The organism is Oleidesulfovibrio sp. (assembly GCF_047973035.1).
Taxonomy (GTDB): Bacteria; Desulfobacterota; Desulfovibrionia; order Desulfovibrionales; family Desulfovibrionaceae; genus Oleidesulfovibrio.
Genome location: NZ_JBKEBF010000032.1, coordinates 1 through 24259, shown reverse-complemented (window position 1 = coordinate 24259; position 24259 = coordinate 1). Strand labels below are relative to the sequence as shown.

The window sequence follows — 24259 nt, the reverse complement described above, 5'->3', positions numbered from 1 at the left end:
CTTACCTCTTTACTCTATAAATTGACCTAACGAAGGCCTTTTTCTGCCTGTGCCTGAATGGCTGTAATAGCTACTGTGTTTACGATGTCGGGCACAAGGCAGCCACGGGACAGGTCGTTTACGGGCTTGTTCAGGCCCTGCAGCACGGGGCCGATAGCTACGGCTCCAGCAGCACGCTGAACAGCTTTGTAGGTATTGTTGCCGGTGTTCAGATCGGGGAAGATGAACACAGTGGCCTGACCTGCCACATTGCTTTCGGGCATTTTTGTGCGGGCAACGTCCGCGTCGATAGCGGCGTCGTACTGCAACGGCCCTTCAAGTGCAAGCTCGGGTGCACGTTCTTTGGCAATGCGTGTGGCTTCGATAACTTTTTCCACGTCCGCACCTTTTCCTGAAGATCCGGTTGAGTACGACAACATTGCCACTTTGGGGTCAATGCCGAAGATGCGGGCGGTTTCGGAAGAATTAAGTGCGATTTCGGCGAGTTGCTCTGCAGACGGGTTGGGGTTGACTGCGCAGTCGCCAAAAACATGCACGCGGTCTTTCAGACACATCAGGAACACACTGGATACGATGGACGCGCCCGGCTTGGTCTTGATGAATTCGAAAGCGGGGCGGATGGTGTGTGCGGTGGTGTTGATAGCACCGGATACCATGCCGTCTGCGTCGTTTTTATGTACCATCATGGTACCGTAGTAGGTGGTGTCGGACATGATGTCGCGAGCCTGTTCCATGCTGATGCCTTTTTTCTTGCGGGCTTCGAAGTACGTGGCAACGTAGTCTTCAAAGTTGGGGGCAAGCTCGGGCTGGATGATGGTCACACCGTCAAGCTCCAGACCAAGATCGCTGATCTTTTTACCCACTTCGTCGGCATTGCCCAGCAGGATGAGTTCTGCCACGCCGCGGCGCTGCAGGATGTCAGCAGCACGCAGGATACGCTCTTCTGCCCCTTCGGGCAGAACAATGCGCATTCTGTGCTTTTTCGCCTGTTCGATCAGGTTGTATTCGAACATCTTGGGAGTGATGCGCGAAGAACGGCGGCTGACGATACGCTTGCCGATTTCCGCGGTATCAACGTTCTGCTCGAACACGCCGAGTGCGGTAGCAATCTTACGGTCGTCTTCGGGGCCGATTTTACCATACAGATCATTCAGAATCTGCGTGGTAAGATAGGTGTGTTCCTTGGCGCACAGTACCGGCACGGGCACGCCGGTCCAACCTTCGATCAGACGGTGCACATTGGGTGCGGGCTCAAGGCCGCCGGTCAGCAGAATTCCGGAGATGTCAGGGTACGAGGACGACAATCTGGAAGCAAGGCTGGCGAGAATGATGTCAGAACGGTCGCCGGGGGTGATGATAAGGGTGCCCTGTCCGATGTAGTCGAGGAAGTTGCCCACCTGCATGGCTGCGATGATGTAATCATCCACCAGCGAGTCCAGACGGCCGTGGCCGTACAGAACAGAAGCGCCGAGCCATTTTTTGACATCGCTCATGGTGGGCTTGCCAAGGGTGGGCTCTTCGGGAACAACGTAAACAGCCAGAGGGTTGGCGCAGTTTGCCTTGCACTCAAGGTTTTTGATGATCTGCGCTTTTTCTTCGTCAGTGACGCTGGCGCGGTTAACCACGGCAGCCACCACGTCAAGGCTCTTTTCGTCCAGCTGGTCGATGGTCAGCTGAGTGGAGCCGATGATGTCGTCACAGGTCTTGTCCAGACCATTGGCGACAACAACTACGGGGCAGCCGAGGTTGGCAGCGATATCCGCGTTCAGATCAAACTCAAACGCGGCATCTTTGCCAAGAAAGTCAGTGCCTTCGCAGAGAACAAAATCGTATTCTGCTTCAAGGGCTTTGTACTTGTTGAGAATGTTCTCAAGCAGGGTGGCGTGCTGCCCGTTGTTGATGAGTTCACGAGCCTCGTGCAGGGTATAGGCGTAGGTGCTTTCGTAGGGAATGTCCAGACCGTAGTGGGTCAGGATCAGGTTGATGTCGTGATCGCGGACTTCTTTGTTGGAATTGTTGATGATGGGGCGGAAGAACGCGACGTTTCGGACTTCGCGAAGCAGTAGCTGCATCATTCCCAGCACGATGGCGGACTTGCCGCTTTTGGACTCCGTCGCTGTAATGTACAGATTCTTGGACACGTTGGACTCCTTGCATATCCATTACATCTGCCCCGGGTCGGGCATCCGGGGAGTATATGGCCTGACGGAACCGCTCCGTCACAGCCCGAAAGGCCCGCCCTACGGGCGGGCCTTAAGCTACGCTGTTGCACGGCGCCTGTGCGCCTGCTTGAGAAACTCTAGCCGAGCGTTTCGGCGTAGAGTTCGATGCAGTGTTTTACCTGCACGCTGTCGTTGTTCTGCGACAGCAGGTCAGTCATCTGCATCATGCAGGCGGGGCAGCCGGTGGCTACAACCTGCGCGCCGGACGCGACAATGTTGTCGCGCTTGCGCTGTCCGATCTTTTTGGACAGATCGTAGTGGTACAGGTTGAACGTACCGCCGCAGCCGCAGCAGCGGTCGGCTTCGCTCATTTCCACAAGTTCCAGATTCTTGTTCATGCGTACCAGATCGCGGGGCTGCTTGTGCACGCCGAGCGACTTTTTCAGGTGGCAGGAATCATGGAATGTTACTTTTTTACCGCCGGTGGGAACTTCCGCAGGGCTTACACCCAGCACGTCCACCACAAATTCGCTGATGTCCATGGACTTTGCAGCGAAATCGGCAATTTTTGCTTTCATGTCAGCAGGGTAGTCGTCACCCATGTGGCCCCACAGCTCTTTGATGGTAGAGGTGCAGGAACCGCAGGGCGAGATGATGTAATCAAAGGTGCCCTTGCTGAACAGCTCCACATTGTACTTCACAAGCTTGTCGTATGCTACCCTGTCACCGGCAGAAAGTGCGGGAATACCGCAACAGGCCTGTGCATCGGGCATGTATACGCCTACGCCGTGGTGTTTGAACACCTTCAGGCAGGCTTCAGCCATGTTGGTGTACATCTTGTCGCCCACGCAACCGGGGTAGAACAGCACGCGGATGCCGCTTTTGCCGGTGGGTATATCAAGAGTGCCGTACTTGCTGTGCAGCGATTTTTTCGCCAGCGGAGAGAAGTGACGGTCACCGATGATGGGCGACATGATTTTGGAGCATGAAGAACCAAGCAGTTCGTTGGCCTGAGAAGTGAACAGACCCTGGAATTTAGAGCCGATGTCCAGCAGCAGGTTGAACAGCTTGGGGTTAGATACCATACCGCGAAGAATAGCCTTCTTGGCGGGAGAAAGACCCACGTAGGTGTTCACGATCACACGGGCACGCAGGAAGATGTCCATGATCTGCACGCCGGAAGGACAGTTGGCAGCGCAGGAGCCGCACAACAGACACTTGTTGACGCGATCCTGAACACTGACAGGATCCTTGATCATCTCGTGAGCAAGGTTTTCCAGCAGGGCGATTTTACCACGGGTAACATCAGCTTCACGCATGGTCTCGGCAAAAACCGGACATACAGCCTGACACATCCCGCATTTCATGCAGGCGACCATCTGGTCGTCAAGCTCCTGAAGCATTTTGGCAAGTTTATTCAGATCGGCCATTTGCATTAGCCTCCGATGATCTTGCCGGGATTGAGGATATTTTTCGGGTCAATCGCACGCTTCATGTTCAGCGAGAAGTCAATGGTGGCCTTGGAAGTTTCTTTTTCCATCCACTTGGACTTTGCCATACCGATGCCGTGTTCGCCGGACAGGGTACCCTTAAGCGAAAGCGCTACGTCGAAGATTTCGTCTACAGCATGTTCAACACGCTCGAATTCTTTCTTGTCGCGGCGGTCGCACAGAATGGTGGGGTGCAGGTTACCGTCACCGGCGTGGCCGAAGGTACCGATGTTGATCTGGTACTTGGCTGCGATGTCGTTGATGGCCTTAACCATGGCAGGAATCTGCGAACGCGGAACGGTTGCATCTTCAAGCACGGTGGTCGGTTTCGCACGGGCAAGAGCAGGCAGAGCGTTACGACGGGCTTCCCACAGTTTGAACTTTTCTTCAGCGTCCTTGGCAACCTTGATTTCGGCACCGGTGCTTTTCAGAACCTGTTCAACACGGGCAGCGTCGTCTTCAACCTGTCCGGGGTGACCGTCAACTTCGATCAGCAGAATAGCTTCTGCATTCACGGGCAGACCGGCCTTGGTGTAGTCTTCCACGTAGCGGATACTTGCCTGGTCCATGAATTCAAGTGTGCAGGGCACAACGTGAGCGGCAATGATGCCGGCAACAGCTTCAGAGGCTTTGTTGATGTCGTCAAATATAGCCATCATAGCCTTGGATGCGCGTGGCGGAGGAACAAGCTTCAGGATGATTTCACTGAATACGCCAAGGGTGCCTTCAGAGGCAGCCATCAGACCTGCAAGGTTGTAGCCGGTTACGCACTTGACGGTACGGGAGCCGGTTTTCACCAGTCCGCCGTTAACGTCAAAGAATTCGATGCCCATGACGTAATCTTTGGTAACGCCGTATTTCAGGCCGCGCAGACCGCCGGCGTTTTCAGCCACGTTACCTGCGATGGTGGAAACAGCCTGAGAGCCCGGATCGGGAGGATAGAAAAGGCCACGCTTTGCAACTTCTGCTGCAAACTTGGCGGTAACGACACCGGGCTGTACCACTGCGTACAGGTCCTGTTCGTTGATTTCAAGAATCTTGGTCAGGCCGTTGGTCAGAATGACCACACCGTCGCGGGGGTCCGGAATGGTGCCGCCGGAAAGGTTGGTGCCTGCACCGCGTACGGTGATGGGCAGGCCGTTTTCGTTACAAAGCTTGACCACCAGACCGATCTGTGCAGTTTCGGTCGGGCGCACAACCAATGCGGGGACAACGGCATCAAGTACTGCAGAATCGTAAGAATAACACTGACGGTCTGCTTCGTTGTCGAAAACGTTTTCGTCACCGACGATGGTTTTAAATTCCTTGATAAGGGATTCACTAAGCATGGGAGATGCTTCCTCCGGAGTGGTTTCTTCCTCTGCACCGGGGCGGCGTGACCCGCACCCTGTGAGATAAAAAACGGAGCAGCTACCTAAGTTCGCTCCGTCGCCTATGCATGTATAACCGCGGGGGGCGGAATTCGCGCTTTCCGCCCCCCATGCGGGTTAGAACAAGTTGGGGTAAATGCTGAAGGTAAGGAGGGAGGCAATGATGCCGACCACCAGACCGTACAGCAGGAAGGGCCATACGGTACGCTTCAGGATTGTACCTTCCATGCCGGAAAGGCCGACAACAGCGCAGGCTGCAACGATGTTGTGGATGCAGACCATGTTCCCCATGGCGCCACCGACAACCTGTGCTGCAACGATGATCTGACGCGGCATATCAAGCTGCTGAGCAACGCCCCACTGGAATTCAGCGAAGAGCAGGTCAGAAACAGTGTTGGAACCGGTGATGAACGAACCGAGGCCACCCACGAAGGATGCGAACATGGGCCATGCGTTACCGGCAATGGCGGCAACGGTTTTAGCCATGGCCAGAGGCATGGAGGGGTAGCTGTTGGGGTTCAGGCCGGCATCCATAACGCCGGAACCGCGGAAGATGGAAACCAGACCCACTGCGAAGAACAGTGCGATGGCGGGGTTTTTCATCTTTGCGATGGATTCGGTCCATGCACGCTTGGCTGCGTCGCCCTTCATGCCGTGGATGAGGATAGTGAGCAGAGCAACGAGTACGAACGGAATGGTACCGGGCAGGTACAGGTATGCGATGCTGGCGTTAACGTTGTCGTAGCCCAGAATGCCGTTGAAGCTGATCTTCTGGCCGGCAAGCAGACCCTTCAGGCCCAGCTCGGGGATACGGGTAACAACAAGGATGGCGCCGATCAGGATGTAGGGCAGCCATGCCTTGAACTGGCTCATGTGAGCCTTGAATTCTTTAGCCTGTCCGCCTTTGATATCACCGGTCCATTCGGGGTCCCATTTGTCAGGGTCACCGAAGTCCCAAGTCTTTTCAGGCACGCAGAAGCCTTTTTTGGCACCGGCAACTACAACGCCCAGACCAACAAGACCACCGATCAGCGAGGGGAACTCGGGACCGACGTACCATGCAAAGATCAGGTAAGGAATAGTGAAGGACACAGCTGCGAAAATGCAGAATTTCCAAGCGGCAAAGCCGTCAGACCAGCTACGGTTGGGGCCGAAGAAGCGGGTGATGAAGCCCAGCATAAAGATGGGCAGCACGAAGATCATCACAACGTGCATCACGGTGGCCCACTGGCCGATGATCATGTTGAAGCTGTCAAAGCTGGTGAAGTTGACGCCGGCTGCACCGGAGGCAACTGCTTTTTCCACCAGACCTTTCAGGGGAGTCATACCCAGAACAATGGGGGTACCGACTGCACCGAAGGATACGGGGAAAGAGTTGAAAACAAGGCAGAGAACTGCGGCTGCCAGCGGGGGGAAGCCCAGCGAAAGCAGCAGCGGTGCGGCCAGAGCAGCGGGAGTACCGAAGCCTGCGGCGCCTTCGATGAACGCTGCGAACAGGTAGCCGATGATGATGGCCTGAACGCGACGGTCACGGGAAATGTTCTGCATGCCGTACTGAATGGTTTCCATACCACCCGAATACTGCAGCGTGTAAAGAATGATGATGGCACCGAATACGATGATCAGAATACCGATAGCGGTGATGAAGCCCTGCACGGTAAGAGCTGCTACGTAACCGGCAGGCAGCTGCCACGCAAAGATAGCGCCTGCGGCGCAGACAAGCCATGCAAGGGGCATAGCTTTAGTAGCGGGCCAACGCAGGCCTACCATCAGAACCAGAGCTACCAGAATCGGCAGCAGGGCAACGAGTGCCAACAATTCCACAGACATACAACGCTCCTCTGAGTTTGCGGTGTTGCAGTGACGAACCACACATGTCACTGCGGCTTGTGGTTAAAGCTGCCGGAAGGGCTTCCGCTCCCTTCCGGCAGCCGGGTATACTCAGGCCTCAGGCTTATTTGCCGTTACGGCCGTCTTCGCATGCTTTGCCGGCAGCATCATCGTGAGCGTGCTCGGCAGTGGCGGTTACGGAGCATGCTTCACCGGCATCTTCGCCGGCGGCTACAGGCTTTCCTGCTTCGGCGGTAAAGCCGGGCAGTTCAGACAGAGCCTTCATGTAGTCGTAACGCTCTTTGTATTCTTTTTCGATCTGCATACGCAGACGCTTGGACTCTTCAGGAGCCATCTTTTCGAGCAGGGCGTAACGGTTTTCACCGGAGAGGAACTCCTGAATTTCGCCGTTAGGAGCCTTGGACTCGAAGATGAAGGGGTTTTTGCCTTCATCAGCAAGCTCGGGGTTGAAGCGGTACAGAGGCCAGTAGCCGGTTTCCACGGCCAGCTTGCCTTCTTCCATGGATTTGCCCATGCCCTTGCGGATGCCCTGGTTGATGCAGGGAGCGTAGGCGATGATCAGCGAGGGGCCCTTGTAAGCTTCAGCTTCCTTGAAGGCCTTGAGAACCTGCTGCTTGTTGGCACCCATGGAGATGCTTGCAACGTAGACGTATCCGTAGGTCATGGCCATACGGCCAAGATCTTTCTTGGAGGTCTTTTTACCGGAAGCGGCGAACTTGGCGATGGAGCCGAGGGGGGTAGCCTTGGAAGACTGACCACCGGTGTTGGAGTACACTTCGGTGTCCATTACCAGAATGTTGATGTCTTCGCCGGAAGCGAGAACGTGATCAACACCGCCGAAGCCGATGTCGTATGCCCAGCCGTCACCACCGAAGATCCATACGGACTTCTTGGTGAACAGGTCGTGCATGCCGTAGATTTCATCTACCAGCGGGCTGTCGCCCAGCTCGTCGATGTAAGCCAGAACTTCGTCGCCGCCCTTCTTGGACAGTTCGGCGTCGTCCTTGTTTTCCAGCCAGCCCTTCAGGGCAGCCTTCAGCTCTTCAGACTCGGCAACTTCCAGAGCCTGCTGGCACAGGTCGGCCAGCTTGTTGCGGAGCTGTACGTAAGCCATGTTCATGCCGTAGCCGAATTCGGCTGCGTCTTCGAACAGTGAGTTGCCCCAGGTCGGGCCGTGGCCGTCCTTGTTGACGGTGTAAGGCGTGGTGGGAGCAGATGCGCCCCAGATGGAGGAACAGCCGGTTGCGTTAGCAACAACCATGCGCTCGCCGAACATCTGAGTAAGCAGCTTTACGTAAGGAGTTTCGCCGCAGCCTGCGCAGGCGCCGGAGAATTCCATCAGGGGCTGCTGGAACTGCGAACCCTTCAGGGAGTCGCGGCTCATCAGGTTGTCCTTGATGGCGATGTTTTCTTCAGCAAAGGCCAGGTTGGGCACTTCGGTGGGCAGCTGGGTTTCGATGGGCTTCATCACCAGCGCCTTGTTCTTCGCGGGGCAGACATCTGCGCAGGAACCGCAACCGAGGCAGTCCTGAGAGTAAACCTGCATGCGGTACTTCAGGCCCTTAACTTCCTTGCCCTTTGCTTCAACAGTTACGAAGGACTCAGGTGCGCCTTCCAGTTCTTCTTCGGTAGCCAGTACGGGGCGGATAGCTGCGTGGGGGCATACGTAGGAGCACTGGTTGCACTGGATGCAGTTTTCAGGCAGCCAGCAAGGCACGTTGATGGCAACGCCACGCTTTTCGAAAGCAGCGGTGCCAACAGGGAACAGTCCGTCGGGCTCGAAGGAGGAAACGGGCAGTTTGTCGCCCTGCTGAGCCAGAATGGGACGTACAACGTCTTTGATGAAGTCAGGTACGTCGTGACCGCAACCGCAGCCGCAACCGGCGTCGGTGGCTTCTGCCCAGGATGCGGGGTACTGAACTTCAACAAGAGCGTCCACTGCTTTGTCAACAGCGGCAACGTTCATGTTAACGATCTTGTCGCCCTTCTTGCCGTATGCTTTCTTGATGGAGTCTTTCAGCAGTGCGATTGCCTGCTCAAAGGGCATCACGTTGGCAAGCTTGAAGAATGCAGTCTGCATGACCATGTTGATACGGCCGCCCAGACCAACTTCACCGGCGATTTTAACAGCGTCGATGTTGTAGAATTTCAGCTTCTTGGCAGCGATGGTGCGCTTCATGGAAGCAGGCAGTTCTTTTTCCATGTCTTCAAGGTTCCAGTGCGAGTTCAGTACGAACACGCCGCCTTCCTTGATGCCTTCCAGCACGTCGTACTGGGTGACGTATGCGGACTTGTGGCAGGCCACGTAGTCGGCACGGTTAACAAGGTAGGTGGACTGGATGGGCTCGTTACCGAAACGCAGGTGCGATACGGTGAAGCCACCGGACTTCTTGGAGTCGTAAGCGAAGTAGCCCTGAGCGTACATGTCGGTGTTGTCACCGATGATCTTGATGGCCTGCTTGTTGGCGCCAACGGTACCGTCTGCGCCCAGACCGAAGAATTTGCACTGTACGGTTCCTTCAGGAACGGTATCAAGAGCTGCACCGACTTCGAGAGAAGTGTGGCTTACGTCGTCAATGATACCCACGGTGAAGTGGTTCTTGGGACCGGCAACCTTCATGTTGTCGTATACGGCAACAACGTCGGCGGGGGTGAATTCCTTGGAGCCGAGACCGTAGCGGCCACCGATGATGGTGGGAGCTTCGCCGTGTTCCATGAAAGCGGTGCACACGTCGAGGTACAGGGGATCGCCCAGAGCGCCGGGCTCTTTGGTGCGGTCGAGTACGGTGATGGTGTGTGCAGTTGCGGGCAGAGCTGCCAGCATGTGTTCGGTGGAGAAGGGACGGAACAGACGAACCTTGATAAGGCCGACGCGCTCGCCCTTTTTAACCATGTGGTTAACTACTTCTTCGATGGTTTCACAGCCGGAACCCATGGCGATGATGACGCGCTCGGCTTCAGCGTGACCAACGTAGTCAAACAGCTTGTATTTACGGCCGGTAACGCCTTCAACCTTCTTCATTGCAGCCAGAACTTGAGTGGGAACCTGCTCGTAGAAGGGGTTGCAGGCTTCACGTGCCTGGAAGTAAATGTCGGGGTTCTGAGCAGTACCGCGCAGATGGGGGTGCTCAGGGTTCATGGCGTTGTGGCGGAAAGCTTCCACCTTTTCCATGTTGATCAGGCCCTTGATGTCTTCGTAGTCGATGACTTCGATTTTCTGCAGCTCGTGAGAGGTACGGAAGCCATCAAAGAAGTGACAGAAAGGAACGCTGGTTTCGATGGCAGCCATGTGAGCAACCAGTGCCATGTCCATTGCTTCCTGAACAGAGTTGGAAGCAAGGAAAGCAAAACCGGTCTGACGACAGGCCATTACGTCCTGATGGTCACCGAAGATGGACAGTGCATGCGAAGCCAGTGCGCGGGCGGAAACATGGAAAACACCGGGAAGCAGTTCACCGGCGATTTTGTACATGTTGGGGATCATCAGCAGCAGACCCTGAGATGCCGTGAAGGTGGCAGTCAGAGCGCCGGCAGCCAGAGAACCGTGAACGGCACCTGCTGCACCTGCTTCGGACTGAAGCTGACGTACGGATACGGTCTGTCCGAAGATGTTCTTTTTACCGGCGGCGGCCCAGTCGTCGGCCACTTCGCCCATGTTGGAAGAGGGGGTGATGGGGTAGATGGCGGCGGTGTCGCTCAGTGCGTATGCGATATACGCAGCAGCGGTGTTACCGTCCATCGTCTTCATCTGCTTGGCCATGAGTGTAAACTCCTTTTTCTAACCTTGAAGCATGATGTTATTGAGTGATTATCAGCCGGATTCGGGCATCCGTGATAACCTCATGCGCCGAAGTAGTACCCGTCCGGAACCCGCAGGTGCCGAGGGTAGCTTCAGCTTCCGCTAATTACAAAATTTGTGCCATGGTGTGTCTGTATGCTATGCGTTGTTTATTCGCGGCGTTACCTCCTTTTTGGGGTGGTGCTGTTGTCCGGGCAATAATACAGAGTCTGAAAAAAAAGACAGCTTTTGCAACGCTGCTGGAACATAAATCTCATCAAAAAATTATCTGAAGCAGCATGAAGACATTTAGTAGAGCCGATTCAGGCTGTCTGGAAAAGTGGAAAACAATCTTGTCTGAAAAAACAGACAAGGTATGCAGGCAAAATTCCTGCACACTTCTGATCATACCGTAAAGTGCCACCAAGAATCAAAGCACAATATTATTCTTTTTCAGCAGCGCATAGAAGTGTGAACGCGACAGGCCCGACGTTTCCAGTATCGACGGCAAATCCCCTTTGTGCTGGGCTATGATGCCTTCCAGATACTTGCGTTCCATCATGCGTTTAAACGTGCGCATGTCAGGTAGCGGGCAAGGCAGCCCGCCATGCTGTGCTCTGGTTGGCGTGCATTCTTCAATCAAGCTGACGGGAGAGACTGCCTGATTTTCACGGGGTTCTCTCTGATTGATGCTGCTGTCTTTTGAAAGGTGTGCCTTTGCCGCCTTGATGCGCAGTTCCTGCGGCAGATGCATGGCATAAAGCATGCTTTCAAGGCCGGATGCCACAAATGCCCGCTCCAGCACGTTAAAGAGCTCGCGGACGTTGCCCGGCCAGTCGTGACGGGCAAGCATAGTAAAGAAGTCAGAACTGAAACCCTTGTTGGGCACGCTGTATTGTTCGCACAGCTTGTCTACATAATACATGGCAAGGGGCTTCAAATCTGTCAGGCGCTGACGCAGCGGCGGCAGTACCACGTGCATGGTCTTCAGACGGAACAGCAGGTCCTTGCGGAATTCTCCCCGCTTGACCATGGCGTCCAGATCTCTGTTGGTTGCCGAAATCAGGCGGAAGTTACTTTTTACTTCCTGTGTCCCGCCAACGGGGCGGAAGGTTCTTTCCTGCAGAAAACGCAAAAAAGCACGTTGCAGCGAAAGGGGCATTTCACCTACTTCGTCAAGGAAAAGGGTGCCGCCATCGGCAAGTTTTGCCAGACCTTCCTGATCAGACTGGGCACCGGTAAATGCGCCTTTCTTATGACCGAACAGCGTGGATTCCACGAGAGTTTCAGTAAGGGCGGCACAGTCCACAACTACAAACGGGCCGTGTGCACGGCCACTGTTTTTGTGGATAGTGCGGGCAAACAGCTCCTTGCCGGTACCTGTTTCGCCGGTAATGAGTACATTGGTGTCGGTTGCCGAGGCCTGTGCGACAATATTGAAGGACTCACGAATCCGTTCGCTGCTGCCGACAACTCCGTCAAGGTTCAGGGCGACTGGCGGAGCGGACTGCTTGTTAAGCTTTTCCTGCCGGTACTGCAGCGCTCTGTTCAACGTGAGAGTGGTCTGCTTGATGGGAGTGGGTTTGACTAGGTAGTCCCAGACGCCGCCCTGAATAGCCAGCTCGGCCCCGTCAGGATCACCTTCTCCGGTCAGGATAATGACCTCGGGACTGTTCTCGTGCTTTCTGATTTTAGACAGCGCCTCCAGCCCGTTACCATCGGGCAGGCGGACATCCAGAAACACCACGTCGAAATCTTCCTGTTCCAGCAGTGCTAGGCCCTGTTCCAGAGTATGGGCAGAGCGGCTTTCGTACTGCAGTCGTGAAAGAAGGCTTCCGATGGTTTCGCAAACGATAGTATCGTCGTCTATGACCAGTATTCTGGGCATGATGCGTTCCATAGCTACCCGAGAACCCTGCGGATGGTCTCGGACAAGATGTTTCTGTTGTAGGGCTTGGGTACGATTGCTTTGATATTGGGGAACGCGCCGGCTCCTTCTGCCACCACGTCACGCCCGGACACCATAATAACAGGAATGTGCGGGGCAATATCGCTGATTTCGTCTGCCAGTTCAAGGCCGTTGGTCTCCGGCATGTCGTAATCAGTTATGACCAGATCGTATGCTCTTGGGTTTTCGCGCAGCAGCTGGGCAGCCCGCGAAGGGCTTTTCAGCGCACGTACGGTAAAGCCCAGCGATTCAAGCACACGGGGAATTGTGTGCAACTGGTCATCATCGTCTTCAACAAACAATATCCGTTCGTCACCGCCCTGCAGATCACCGGCATCGGATATGGGCAGCGGAGTGCCTTCCGCGTCAAGCATGGGCAGCCATATTTCAAACGCAGTGCGCTTGAAAGGCTCTGAAGTCACCCGTACTGCACCGCGGTGAGCCTTTACAATACCATGCACAACGGCAAGGCCAAGGCCTGTTCCTTCTGTTTTGCCTTTGGTGGTAAAGAACGGATCGAAAATTTTGTCTGCAATTACAAGCGGAATGCCGGGGCCGTCATCGCTGACAGTCAATTTAAGGTAGTTGCCTGCTGAAACGGCAAGCTCCTGAGCCGCCTCTTCTGCCAGCGGTTCCTGCTCCAGATTGATTTCCAGCACTCCGCCTGTTTCACGCAGCGCCTGAAACGAGTTGGTGCACAGGTTCATGATAACCTGATGAATCTGCGTCGGGTCAGCGTACGTCAGCGACGGACGCGGCGGAATGGCCAGCCGGATGTCGATGTTTCGCGGCAGTGATGCCTTGATAAGGCTTGCAGCTTCGTTCAGGGCTTCGTTGATGTCGGTGGTGACAAAGCCTTCTACGGAAGGCCTGCTGAACGTAAGTATTTGTTTTACAAGATGGCTGCCGCGCTGTGCTGCTTTCAGGGCGCGCATCAGGTCATTGAATGTTATGGAGGCAGCTTCCACATCCGTAAGAGCCAGCTCAATGGAGTTGATGATGGACGTCAGGATGTTGTTGAAATCGTGCGAAATGCCACCGGCAAGCGTGCCGATAGCTTCCATTTTTTGAGATTGCAGTAATTGCCGCTCAAGGTTGATTTTCTGTGTGACGTCTTCTGCTGTTGTCAGCAGACCCACAACGTGCCCTTTTTCATCGTGCAACGGCACACGGTTAGTCTCCAGCCAGACGCTTTTTCCGTCTGCTGCTGTTGTGGACCATTTATACCGATAGCGCGGGGTGTTCGAGCGTATGACCTCTTCGTCTTCATCTCTCAGTCGTAACGCCTGTGCTTCATCAGGCAGAATTTCGATGTCGCTCCTGCCGATTGCACCTTCCAGTTCGTCAATGCCGAAGAACTGAGCAAACGATTTGTTTGCACCGATGTAGCGCAATGATGCGTCTTTCCAGCTTACCAGCTGCGGAATGTTATCCAGCACCAGCTGCAACATACGCTGTGACTCACTGAGCGCCTGTTCCGCTTCTTTACGTTGTGTGACGTTTTCGGCGTATCCTTCCAGCATGCTGATGGCACCGGTCTCATCACGCGCCACGCGCAGTGTTATGTGCGCGGTCACATTGCTGCCGTCCGGCTTTGCAAAGGTGTGCTCAAAGTCCACAACTTCATTGGGGCCGGTATTGTCTTCGGTTATTTTTTCCACAAGCCGTGAAACGCTTACCGGCAGTTCGGCAGCCAGTTCTTCGGGAGAATCATACCCTGCCATGCGCGCCAGTGACGGGTTCAGATCAATAAATTCATCCTGCGGTCTGATGCGGAAAATACCCAGAGGTGAACCTTCGAAGATTGAACGGTATTTTTCTTCTGCCGCTCTCAGGCTGTCTTCTGCCCTGCGGCGTGCCGTGTAATCAAACACCACGCCCACAAGGCCCACAATATCGCCGCGCGCGTTGTTGTGGGTAGCCTTGTGCAGAATGATATTTCGCAGCTTGCCGTCCGGCCCTTCAATGGTTTTGTCGCTGATTTCAATATTAGGCCTTCTGAGCAGACGTACATCCGAAGGGTCTGTCAGAGCCAGTACGGCACTGTTATCCGGATTGCCGGAAAGTCCCAGCAGGGATTCTCTGTCCACGTTGAAAAATTCTTCGAACGCCTTGTTGCATTGCAGAAAACTGCCGTTTTTATCTTTTGTGAAGATCGGAAGCGGAATGGTGTCCATGAGCAGGCGCAGAAAAGACAGCTGGTCTTTTATTTTTTGTTCAACACGCCGCTTTTCCAGAATATTCATAGTCAGCATGACCATGCTTGCCGAAAGCAGAACCATGAAGATGATGATTGTCCAGAATACCTGCTTGTTCAGTTCATAGAACGGACTGGGCTCGTTGATCAGCTTTGAGCCGTCGGGTAACTGCTCAGGAGTGATGAACAGCCTGCGGAGTTCGTTATAATCAAATATGTATGTTTCACTGTCTGCAGCATCCGCTGCGGAAATGATAGGAATTTCATCAACAGGTGTGCCATGCAGAATCTGCATGGCAATCTTGGCGGCCACTTCACCGTGACGGACGCCTGAAATCAGCTTGCCGCCCAGAATGCCGTGGCCCAGCAGAAATTCCCAGTTGGAGTACAGCGGAGCTTTGGAGTTGGCGTGTACTTTTTCCAGCAGCTCCTGTGCGGAATAAAATTGCCCGTCAATGTCGCGGTACATGGGAATGAAGTAGAAAAAGGTGTCAGGGCCCTGCCTGCGCACGTTTTCTAGCATGTCTTCCAGCCGGTACTCTGTCCAGAATTCAACCTGCAGTTTGCCTTCGACCACTGACAACGCGCGTTTTATCTGGTTGCGGATGGCCGTGCCGGTGACAGAGGTGTCTCCGATGACAACCATTCGCTTCATCTGCGGATGCAGACGCATGGCCAGCTGCAGGTTGGCAACAACGTCATATTCTTCTGTCACACCTGTGTAGCCATCCAGCTTCAAGCCTTCTATCTGAAAGTCGTTAAGCCCGCTGAAGATGACAGGAACACCGGGAAACAGCGTGTCGCGGAACTGCTGCAGGAAATCAAAGGCGATGTTGTCCGAACAGATAATCGCATCAAAATGCTTGCCGCGGAATTTATCCCGATAGAGTCTGAAAAGGGTTTGCACCGTGTCATCATAATGGAACTTTTTTGAGTCCATGTATTCGACCTGCAGAACAACGTTATAGTTGTCCTGCTCGGCAAAAACATTTTTGACACCTTCCAGAATTTTGTCAGACCACGAGTATCCGTTATGATATGAGTTTAAAAAAAGGACGTTACGGCGTTTGTCCTGCTGGGCTGCGGCAGGCTGCGACCAGATGCAGATAAAGGCGCAAAGCAAAACCAGCGTGGCGGCAATGCGCAGGCCGTGAGAAAGCAGCACAGAACGGCAGAACGTTGACGTGTCCGGCTGATGGCGGAAGGGAAAATTATCTGCTGCAGTCATGAAGGGTAACATGCCCGTGCCGTAAGGCGTTTTGATTAGATTGAGCGAGGAATCAATCTACGTGTGGTAACGCTCGCAGTCAAGCACGGCAAAATGGCTGCTTGCATGAGATGGCGATATTCCTGTAATAAATGTCTTATGATTGAAAAATCTAAAGAAGTGCCTGTGCTGATGAGAGCCAGCAAGCTGGAAACTGAGCCCCACTCCGGGCGCATTCAGCAGGAATACCGCTATATGCTCGATGTTCTCGGCTCCGAGAGTGAAGTATGGAAAAGCTTACAGGGGCAATTTGGTGTACTTAATCAACGTACACAGGCAATTTTCGGAATCGGCGCTTTGCTTATTTCGGTTACCGGCTTTTCGGGACACCGGATGGTTGTTGCCGGTATGCTGAGCGGAGTCCCGTTGATTGTGGGGTTGCTTTTTGTATTGGTAAGTCTGGGCATAGCGTTGTTCGGCGTTACCCGTTTGCATTGGATTTCTGCAATGCAGCGGGCTTCGGTAGCCGAAAGTATGTGTCTGGTGATTGCAGTACGGAATAAAAAGACGATTCTGTTTCTTTGGTCACTAAAGTGTATGCTTGCGGGTATGGTCTGGTATGTTTTTGCTGTAATTAATTATCTATATCAGGCGTCCATGGGAGCTATGCCCATTCTGTAAGATAGGGCAGAACATGGAAGGACGCAAGGCTATGACGGAGAGCAAGTTGAGAAACACGCAGACAGCAGATATCCGGCATGATCCCCGGTATGAAAATGCCCGCGAAATTGTTGAGGCCCGCTTCCGTCATGCCGGAACGCACGACGAGGTGACCGCGCTTCTTTTCCGGTACGGGCTTGAGCGTACGGTTGCGGAAATTGCCGGAGGCAAGGTTCCGCAAGATGTTCAGGCTGTGCCGCAGGATTTGGGATTTGTGGATTTTACCCCGCTTGATCCGCTGGCGCTTTTGCGTGAAGAAATCAAGCTTCCCTCGTTGCCTGCGGTAGTTGCAGAGCTTCGCGACGTATTATCGGATGATAATGCCTCTGCCGCAGCTGTGGCCAAAGTAATCAGCCGTGACGCAGGACTTTCCGCTTTTTTGTTGCGCATGGTCAACAGCGCTTTTTACAGCTTTCCTTCGCGTATTGAAACCATTTCGCGTGCTGTTGCGCTGGTAGGGCGGCAGCAGCTTTCCACTCTCGCTCTGGGAGTTATGGTAATCGGTTCCATGCGTGACCTGCCTGTAGCCCACATGGACCTGACACTTTTTTGGCAGCACAGTATCGCGTGTGCCGTTGTAGCCGGAAAGCTTGCAGAGGCCATGGGCGAAGAGGAGCCGGAGCGTTTTTTTGTGGCAGGGCTTCTGCACGACATCGGGCGCCTTGTGGTGTTCAGTTCGCTGCCGGAACGGTCTGCTGCCATTCTTGCCATGTGCTCTGACTATGGTGTGCCCTCGCAGGATGCCGAATTACGGGTGCTTGGTTTTGACCACGGTACGCTGGGCGGTATGCTGCTGCGCAAGTGGAATTTTCCCATGTCCCTTGTTTTTTCCACGCTTCATCATCACGTGCCGGAGCGTAATACAAGAAATCTTGAACCATGCGTAGTGCATCTGGCAGATATTGTTGTCAAAGGGCTGGGTATCGGTGTCAGCGGGATGCACTTGCTGCCCCAGTTTAAAGTCGACGCCTGGGAGCGCCTTGGTCTTAGTATCGAGCAGTTGGAAGAGATTGTGGTGAATCTTGACGAGTTGCTGCGCGAAACATCCGACTTGTTGCTTTCATAACCTCCGCAGGCGTCATAGTTCTGGCATTCGTATTGCTCTTATTAAAGTATCTCTATTAAAATCAATATGTTTTGCGTTTGGCAAGTGCTTTGCATCTGTGTGGATATACTAAATTATCGTATCCACTTCTGCCGGTATTTTATGCCGCGCAGTGATGTAAAGGAGGCCTTCCATGTTGTTTTTGCTTGGCGGTAGCGAAAAAAAGAGCAAAAAGTCCGAATCCGGCTGTATTGAAAATGTTGAAGTGGTCAAAGAATTGTTCCGGAACGGGCGTTTTCCCGTTGTGACCACTGAAGCTCTGGAAGGTCGGACAATCGGTAAGGTGCTCGGACTGGTAGCTTGCAGAGCATACGATTCTGAAGAAGCCTTTTTCGGGATGGCTGCACGTGCCGTCAACAAAGGTGCGCAGGCGATCATCGGCTATCAGGAAAATGTGGCGTTTCATCCTGACGGCAGTAAGTTCTTTTCATGCTACGGGACTGCAGTGCAGTTTGAAAAGGGCAAGCGCGTCTAGTGTAGCCCGTTAGACAAAAATATTTCTGTTTTGCTTGTGCAGTGTTATGGCACAGGCCGCAGGCGGACTAAAAAAGCGACCTCATCATGAGGTCGCTTTTTTTTACTTGGTGCAGTTGTTGTTTTCTGCTTTGGCTTTGCATTGGTTGCACAGTTCACCGGTTGTGGGCTTGGTTGTGCGTTCGTCAAAGTCCTTATCAGGCCAAGCTGTACAGTTTTTGCAGAAATACCAAGTGTCGCTTCCATTTTTTCTACGGTAAGTCATATCAAGCTCCTTAAATTTAATTTAAAAAGCTATATATTAAAAGCATGATATAGATGACACTTTATCTGCGACATTCGACAAGTCCGGTTATGCGAGCTTCAGCGATGACATGGCCCTCCATGGCTCGCAGCAGTTGACCGCGGGCCGCTCCGGCCTTGAGGGGCAGCCGTTTGTCCAGCGCATAAAGTCTGAAATGTACCCGACGGGGATGACATGACGGTTCCGGCCCGTCGTATCTACACTTGCCGTTTTCATTCAGGCCGTGGGAAGCGCCCTTCATGGGCGTAAAGTCGTCTATGACGCCTGCTTCGAGAGTGCGCATATCCGCTGGCAAATTATAGATCATCCAGAGGGTTCTGGTGCCGCCTTCGGCGTCTGGATCATCACACAGAATCACAAAGCTGCCGGTGCCTTCCGGGGCATTGTCCCACTCCAACGCGGGGGAAATGCCGCCACTGGCAAGCATTTCTTCGGGCAGTGTTTCGCCTTGAACGAATGCGGGGCAGTGCAGTTTCATCGTGTGGATTCTCCCAGCGCGGTTCCGGCCTGCATGACCTGTCCGGTAAGTGTTGTTTCGTATCCGCCCAAAGCTTCGATACGTGCCAGAAATGCCGGTGAAGACAGCAATTGCAGTACAGCCATGATGCGTGGATCTTCCATGAACTGTTCCGGAATAAGCAGGTCATAGCGCTCCCGCGCAAGCGGTACGAAATCAAGCCCCAATGCGCGGGCCGCAGCGCGGATACCCAGGCCGCAGTCGGCGCTGCCTGTCAGTACGTTGGCGGCAACAGCCATGTGCGTGTATTCTTCTTTGCGATACCCGTTTACAGCGTCAGGAGATAAACCGCTTTCTTTCAGGTACCAGTCAAAAAGAATGCGTGTTCCTGCACCGCGTTGCCGGTTGATGAAGCGCAGCCCGCGTGTCGTGATATCTTCAATCCCGCTGATCCCTTTGGGGTTGCCTTTGGGCACAATGAATCCCTGATGGCGTATGGCAAGGTTGATCAGAACTGCCGGTGTGTCAGGAAGATACTTCCGGATAAAGGGAACGTTGTAGTCGCCTGTTTCGGGATCAAACAGATGCATACCCGCCATGTGGCATGAGCCGTTTTTAATGGCCATGATGCCGCCCATGCTGCCCACGTGGCTGGAGGCAAGACGGAAAGGCGTATCAAGTCCCATCAGCTCGTCAGCCAATGTGTCCAGCGTGTTATCGTGGCTGCCTACACATACAAGCGTACGTTCCAGCGATGTGCGCGAAACCATAAGCTCTGCAGGCACGGTCTGGTTCTGTTCCAGACCTTCGGCGTTGGCAGGAATGCGGGTGACGGCCTGCGCCTTTGAAAGCGTGGTGATGCAACCTGCGCCGCGTCCAAGCGGGGTGGCTACGTATTTTGCACCCACTCTGCCAACCGAAAGGCGCATGAATTCTTCCACACCCAGTTTGGAAGGCACTTTACGAGTCAATTCCACGTGCACTTCTTCACGTTGCGGAGTTTCGCTGCGGCTCAGCCATGATACGAGCGGTGTGAGCAGTTCTTCAAAGCAGATTACAGAACTGACAGGATAGCCGGGGGCACCGGCAACAAGTCTGCCTCTGCAGATACCCATCAGCGAAGGCTTTCCGGGCATGGCGGCAATGCCGTGCACCAGTACCTCGCCCAACGCTTCGATGGTGCTGCGGGTAAAGTCTTTGCTTCCAGCCGATGAGCCTGCGCAGATGATGGTCAGGTGCATCTTGTCATCAAGCGCGTCGGAAACCGCTTTCTGAATGGCCGCAGGCGAATCCGGAACAGGAGGAATGCGTTCCACATGGCACCCCAGACTGCGGGCCAGAGTGGCAAGCACCTGCGAGTTGCTTTCCACTACCTGACCGGGGCCGGGTTCGGGGCGGGTGGTGAAATCGAGAACTTCATCGCCTGTAGGAATGATGCGCACGCGGATACGCTCATAAACACTTACATCCCATATGCCGCCGGAAAGCAGTGTGCCCACATCGTATGCATTTATTTTGTGCCCCTGCGGGAAAAGCAGTTCTGTGGCAACGATATCTTCACCTATGCGGCGCACGTGCTGCCACGGAAATGCGGGAGCTTCGATAGTGACCGATTTTGGCTGTGCGCTGTCCGGAAGGGCTTCCACTATATTTTCGATCATGATGACCGCATCGGCACCTTGCGGCAGGGGATGGCCGGTATTCACCGCCACGGCGTGCCCTTGTTGCAGCGGCAGACTTGAACCTGCCTGTACAACTTTAAGAACAACAGGGGCGTCTTCGTGTGCGGCGAAAGTGTCTTCTGCCCGTACGGCAAAGCCGTCCATTGCGGCACTATGGAACGTGGGGGATGAATAGCGGGCGAAAACGGCTTCTGCCGTCACTCTGCCTGCTGCTTCATGTGCGGGAACCTGCTCGGTGCGAACCAGAGTCTCACGGTCCAGAACATTGCGTACTGTTTCTACCGCTTGCGGTATGGGAACCGTCTTCAGGTAGACATTGCGCTTGAAGGAGGACATGGCGTTACTCGCTTGTGTGCTGTGCTATGCGTGATTGATAAATTAGGCAGTGCTGACAATATCCTGTTTATGTTTGCGGAACAACCCGCGAAATTGGTGATACGTCAGTCCGAGAAGCTCGGCGGCTTCGCGCTGGTTATGGCGGGTGCGCTCCAATGCGGCTTTCAAGTATCCAAGCTCCAGCTGGCGTGTTGCTTGTTGGAGGGGAGTGCTCAGGTCTGTCTGCTGAAGAGGGCCCGTGGAGTGGGCAGCAGAGCAGGTAGTAAGGGGGGGCGCAGAGGGTAGCGAGGATTCCCCTTGCGGGCAGGGCGCTTGCGGTCGCTGTGAAGGAGGCTCTTGAGACGCGGGTTGCGATGCGTCTGAAGGTTGTTTCGCAAGCCCCTGCCGCCAGGGAGAGACAAAAGGGTCCAGCTCTAAGCTGTCTATTATGTCACCGTCTGCGTGAAAGACGGTACGGTCGATTGTATTTTTCAGTTCACGTATGTTGCCGGGCCACTGGTGCGCAAACAACTGCTGTGTTGCATGCTCCGAAAAAACCGGTGTGTCTGGCAGCCCCAGCTCTGTTGCCATTGAAGCGGCAAATCGCTGCGCAAGCAGCAGGGCGTCATTGTTACGCGCCCGCAAGGGGGGCAGCGTCAAAACTTCAAAGGCCAGCCTGTCCAGAAGATCGCGCTTGAATTTACCGGCGTTTGCCATCTGCACAAGGTCAACGTTGGTAGCCGCAATAATGCGTACGTCCGTTGCCACAGGGTGCGAACCCCCGACCCGTTCAAAAACACCGTATTCAACAACCCGCAGAATTTTTTCCTGCATGGGCAGCGGCATGTTACCTATCTCATCCAGAAAAAGTGTGCCGCCGTGCGCCCGTTCAAAACGGCCTGTCCGCTGCCTTGCCGCACCGGTGAAGGCGCCGCTTTCGTGGCCGAACAGCTCCGATTCCATCAATGACTCGGAAACCGCAGCACAGTTGAGCGTAACAAACGGGTTCTGCCAGCGCGGTGAGAGATAATGCAGTCTGGCAGCGGCAAGCTCCTTGCCTGTTCCGCGCTCGCCCAGCAGCAACACAGGGCGATCTACGCGTGCAGCTCGTGAAACTCTTTCCTGAAAGGCAAGAAAGACATCAGAGTTGCCCAATGCTTCCACATGGGCCGCGTGAGGCGGTGCTGGTTTCGGCATGGTTTTAATTACCAATATTTGGTTAAAAAAGCTATAAATTAGTTTTAAATGCCGATAGCACGCTGTGCGTTGTCTTGAAGTGTCTTTAAATGCAGGAGGTTATGTTGCTTTTGTCGGCTGGCACAAAAACTGCTTTTACCGGAGACATACTAAACAAGGAGTCTGCCATGGGCATCTTTTCCCGATTCAAGGATATCGTCAGCGCCAATATGAGCGCGATGCTGGACAAGGCCGAAGATCCTGAAAAGCTTATCAGACTTATGATTCGCGAGATGGAAGAAACGCTGGTCGAGTTGAAAGCCAACTGCGCAGGCAGCATGGCCGAAGCCAAGCGTGTAGGCCGTGAGCTGGACATTGTAGAGCAGAACAGAAACCGCTGGGCTCAGCGTGCCGAAATGGCCGTCAGCCGTGGCCGCGAAGACCTTGCCCGGGAAGCGTTGCACGAAAAGCTCCGCGAGCAGGAAAAAGTAGATGCGTTACTGCGTGAACTGGCGGGTATTGAAGGTCTGGTCGATCAGGCGCGCGAAGATATCACCACGCTGGAAGAAAAGCTGAACGCCGCCCGCGAAAAGCAACGCTTGCTGATGCAGCGCCATGCTCATGCCCGCGTGCGTACTCAGGCCAGACGCGATATGAACCGCGCCGTGTCTTTGGATGCAATGCGCCGCTTTGATGAGCTGGAACAGCGTGTGGAATTTATGGAAGCAGAAGCGGAAATTGAAACCCCTGTTCGTAAGCCTGATCTGGAAGAGCGATTTGCCGATCTGGAAGGTGCCGACGAAGTCGAGCGCGAACTGGAAGAGCTGCGACGCAAGGTGAACCCTGCTTCGTAGATCCGGCAAGCAAGCCGGGCATGGAGTACGCTATTCTGTTGTACCCTGCGCCGTGCTCATGTAGCATATGAAAGGTACATGTAAAGCGTACCTCTTTGCCGGCAGATAGGCCGTATCGTTCAGATTACAGGGAGTAATAGTCATCATGCATTCGATCCCGATGGGTATGTTCTGGTTCATGGTAGTTCCGCTTATTGCCATTGCCATTGTTCTGGTTCTTTTACTGCGTATGTTGCGCGACAGAAGGCCGGGGCCGGAATCAGAGGCCGCCATGGACGAAACCAGAATGATTCAGGAATTGTACCGCGGAATGAACCGTATGGAACAGCGGGTTGAAGCGTTGGAGACTCTTTTGCTTGAGCGTGATGCGCATTCCGGCCGTCGGCAGCGGGAGCGTATGGAGGATGAGTAATGAGAAGATATAAATCAGCAGGCTGCAGAAATGGCCATGAGCGTTGTCATCCGTACGGAAAGAGACCCTTGTATCGAGCACGTGATGGCAAAATCATGGGTGTCTGTAAAGGGCTGGGTGAATACTTTGAGGTTGAGCCCAAATGGATACGCCTGTTTGTGATTCTTGGTGCTCTTGCTACCGGCCTGTGGCCTGCGCTTGGTCTGTATATTCTAGCTGGCCTGCTTATGAAGCCGAAACCCGTGGTGCCGGTGGAAGATGTCTACGAGGATGAATTCTATTCATCGTATGTGGCTTCGCGTAAATCTGCCCTTGCGCGGCTGAAGGATCAGTTCGACAGGTTGGACAGGCGCATCCGGCGTATGGAAGATTCCGTAACCAGCCGTGACTTTGACTGGGAGCGTCGATTTCACAGGCGAGACTAACTCAAGCAGCGTTTAATTGTGTCTGAGAGCATTCGTATAAGAGTATTGAAAGAATAAAGCGGCCTTCGGGCCGCTTTTGTTTTTGTATGCAGAAAACCCCCCGCTAGGCGGGGGGTTCCGTAAAGCTTAAAGCTATAGAGATATTAGTAAAACTCCTTTTGATTTGCTAACTAATCCCTGCGGTCTGGCAACTGCAGGTGGCAAATCAAAAGGAGGCCACAATGGGTGACACTAAGAGTTTAGCCCACACAAAATGGAACTGCAAATACCACGTAGTGTTTGCGCCAAAGTATCGGCGGCAAGTTTTTTACGGAGAGAAGAAGCGCGCAGTG

Annotated in this window: 18 protein-coding genes; 7 read left to right on the top strand and 11 right to left on the bottom strand. The window is 54.0% G+C overall.

Going from position 1 to position 24259, the window contains the following annotated elements:
• Positions 1-26: 26 nt before the first annotated feature.
• The 7 genes from pta to ACK5LI_RS09730 form a co-directional block, all read right to left on the bottom strand.
• Positions 27-2141, bottom strand: coding sequence for a phosphate acetyltransferase (gene pta, locus ACK5LI_RS09760; protein WP_416948718.1), 2115 nt, complete (start codon positions 2139-2141; stop codon positions 27-29).
• Positions 2142-2299: 158 nt separating this feature from the next.
• Positions 2300-3592, bottom strand: a complete 1293-nt coding sequence (locus ACK5LI_RS09755; protein ID WP_416948716.1) for a (Fe-S)-binding protein — start codon at positions 3590-3592, stop codon at positions 2300-2302.
• Positions 3593-3597: 5 nt separating this feature from the next.
• Entirely contained in the window at positions 3598-4980 is a 1383-nt protein-coding gene (locus ACK5LI_RS09750) for an FAD-linked oxidase C-terminal domain-containing protein (protein WP_416948714.1), read from the bottom strand.
• 159 nt (positions 4981-5139) lie between these two features.
• Positions 5140-6852: an L-lactate permease gene (locus ACK5LI_RS09745; protein ID WP_416948712.1), complete on the bottom strand. Its 1713-nt coding sequence runs from the start codon at positions 6850-6852 to the stop codon at positions 5140-5142.
• 124 nt (positions 6853-6976) lie between these two features.
• Complete coding sequence (nifJ, locus tag ACK5LI_RS09740; RefSeq protein ID WP_416948710.1) at positions 6977-10633, bottom strand: pyruvate:ferredoxin (flavodoxin) oxidoreductase; 3657 nt, start codon at positions 10631-10633, stop codon at positions 6977-6979.
• A gap of 448 nt (positions 10634-11081) precedes the next feature.
• On the bottom strand, positions 11082-12539 hold the full coding sequence (locus tag ACK5LI_RS09735; RefSeq protein WP_416948708.1) for a sigma-54-dependent transcriptional regulator: 1458 nt from the start codon (positions 12537-12539) through the stop codon (positions 11082-11084).
• Between the two features lie 14 nt (positions 12540-12553).
• Complete coding sequence (locus ACK5LI_RS09730; protein WP_416948706.1) at positions 12554-16024, bottom strand: PAS domain S-box protein; 3471 nt, start codon at positions 16022-16024, stop codon at positions 12554-12556.
• Between the two features lie 138 nt (positions 16025-16162).
• Between ACK5LI_RS09730 and ACK5LI_RS09725 the strand changes: the two genes are divergently transcribed.
• The 3 genes from ACK5LI_RS09725 to ACK5LI_RS09715 all read left to right on the top strand — a co-directional run bounded on the left by ACK5LI_RS09725 (position 16163) and on the right by ACK5LI_RS09715 (position 18303).
• On the top strand, positions 16163-16684 hold the full coding sequence (locus ACK5LI_RS09725) for a hypothetical protein (RefSeq protein ID WP_416948704.1): 522 nt from the start codon (positions 16163-16165) through the stop codon (positions 16682-16684).
• A gap of 13 nt (positions 16685-16697) precedes the next feature.
• Positions 16698-17789 (top strand): HDOD domain-containing protein, encoded by a 1092-nt coding sequence (locus ACK5LI_RS09720; protein ID WP_416948702.1) that lies wholly within the window; start codon positions 16698-16700, stop codon positions 17787-17789.
• Between the two features lie 172 nt (positions 17790-17961).
• Positions 17962-18303 carry a hypothetical protein gene (locus ACK5LI_RS09715; protein ID WP_416948700.1) on the top strand — a complete coding sequence of 114 codons (342 nt, stop codon included), beginning with the start codon at positions 17962-17964 and terminating at the stop codon, positions 18301-18303.
• Between the two features lie 102 nt (positions 18304-18405).
• On the opposite strand, the gene ACK5LI_RS09710 is transcribed toward ACK5LI_RS09715, so the two are convergent.
• The 4 genes from ACK5LI_RS09710 to pspF form a co-directional block, all read right to left on the bottom strand.
• On the bottom strand, positions 18406-18567 hold the full coding sequence (locus tag ACK5LI_RS09710; RefSeq protein WP_416948698.1) for a hypothetical protein: 162 nt from the start codon (positions 18565-18567) through the stop codon (positions 18406-18408).
• A 61-nt stretch (positions 18568-18628) separates the two neighbouring features.
• Entirely contained in the window at positions 18629-19084 is a 456-nt protein-coding gene (locus ACK5LI_RS09705; RefSeq protein ID WP_416948696.1) for a YbhB/YbcL family Raf kinase inhibitor-like protein, read from the bottom strand.
• Complete coding sequence (locus ACK5LI_RS09700; RefSeq protein WP_416948693.1) at positions 19081-21081, bottom strand: molybdopterin biosynthesis protein; 2001 nt, start codon at positions 21079-21081, stop codon at positions 19081-19083. The genes ACK5LI_RS09705 and ACK5LI_RS09700 overlap by 4 nt, the downstream gene beginning before the upstream one ends.
• A 42-nt stretch (positions 21082-21123) precedes the next feature.
• Positions 21124-22257 carry a phage shock protein operon transcriptional activator gene (gene pspF / locus ACK5LI_RS09695; protein ID WP_416948691.1) on the bottom strand — a complete coding sequence of 378 codons (1134 nt, stop codon included), beginning with the start codon at positions 22255-22257 and terminating at the stop codon, positions 21124-21126.
• Positions 22258-22424: 167 nt separating this feature from the next.
• On the opposite strand from pspF, the gene pspA reads away from it, so the two are divergent.
• From pspA to ACK5LI_RS09675, 4 genes are all read left to right on the top strand, one after another.
• Positions 22425-23090, top strand: a complete 666-nt coding sequence (pspA, locus tag ACK5LI_RS09690) for a phage shock protein PspA (RefSeq protein WP_416948689.1) — start codon at positions 22425-22427, stop codon at positions 23088-23090.
• A gap of 145 nt (positions 23091-23235) precedes the next feature.
• A complete protein-coding gene (gene pspB / locus ACK5LI_RS09685; protein ID WP_416948686.1) occupies positions 23236-23502 on the top strand; it encodes an envelope stress response membrane protein PspB in 267 nt (88 codons plus the stop codon).
• Between the two features lie 68 nt (positions 23503-23570).
• Complete coding sequence (gene pspC / locus ACK5LI_RS09680) at positions 23571-23927, top strand: envelope stress response membrane protein PspC (RefSeq protein WP_416948684.1); 357 nt, start codon at positions 23571-23573, stop codon at positions 23925-23927.
• A gap of 221 nt (positions 23928-24148) precedes the next feature.
• On the top strand, positions 24149-24259 hold a 111-nt coding region (locus ACK5LI_RS09675; RefSeq protein ID WP_416948979.1), incomplete at its 3' end, for a transposase.